General features: G+C 59.4%; 1 protein-coding gene and 1 pseudogene. Both read right to left on the bottom strand.

The window, feature by feature from the left end:
- A partial coding sequence (locus tag EN750_RS37835) for a thiamine pyrophosphate-dependent enzyme (protein WP_245482947.1) occupies positions 1–394 on the bottom strand: 394 nt, incomplete at its 3' end.
- Positions 395–406: 12 nt separating this feature from the next.
- Positions 407–645 (bottom strand): annotated as a pseudogene (locus tag EN750_RS37830) (ribose ABC transporter permease); the annotation flags it as partial.

Below are 645 nucleotides of genomic sequence, written 5' to 3'. Positions count from 1 at the left end.
TAGCATTAGCGCCCAGATGGCCAAGTGCCATGTCGGCAATATGCATGGACCCACCCTTGCCCTTGCAGTAGCCCGTCTCCTTGCCGCCGATCTCGGCCATCATTTGCTTGGGGTCAGCGCCACGAGCAAGAAAGATGCCATGCCCGCGATGGTGCGTTGTGAACGTATCCTGCGGCTGCATAGCGGCACAGACACCTGCAGCGCTCGATTCCTCGCCGATCGACAGATGCAACATCGAGCCTGCCGACTGGCCGCGGATGAAGAGTTCTCCGACGCGTTCCTCGAAGGTGCGGATGCGCCGCATGACACGGTAGAGATCGATAAGCTGGCTGTTGCGTTTGGGCAATGCGGAACCGCCGGCGCTGGCCGCAAGCTGGGTTTGATCCTGGGACACGATATTATCCTTTCAGAAGAAGCGGATTTCGCCACGCAGTACCGCAAGGGCGACAGCCGCGATCATCACAACGCCACGCACGATGTTTTGCAGGTAGAAGGGCGCGCCGAGGAGATTGAGACCATTGTCGAGCATGCCGATGATGATGACGCCGATGATCGTTCCTTCGACGGATGCCCTGCCCGGACGGAAGCATGTCATGCCGATGAAGACTGCTGTCAGCGCATCCATCAGGTAGGGTTCGCCAGCAC

Origin of the sequence: Mesorhizobium sp. M7A.F.Ca.ET.027.03.2.1 (assembly GCF_003999175.1) — a bacterium.
Lineage (GTDB): Bacteria > Pseudomonadota > Alphaproteobacteria > Rhizobiales > Rhizobiaceae > Mesorhizobium.
The sequence above is the reverse complement of the archived record's forward strand: the minus strand, read 5'-3'. Positions and strand labels throughout refer to the sequence as shown.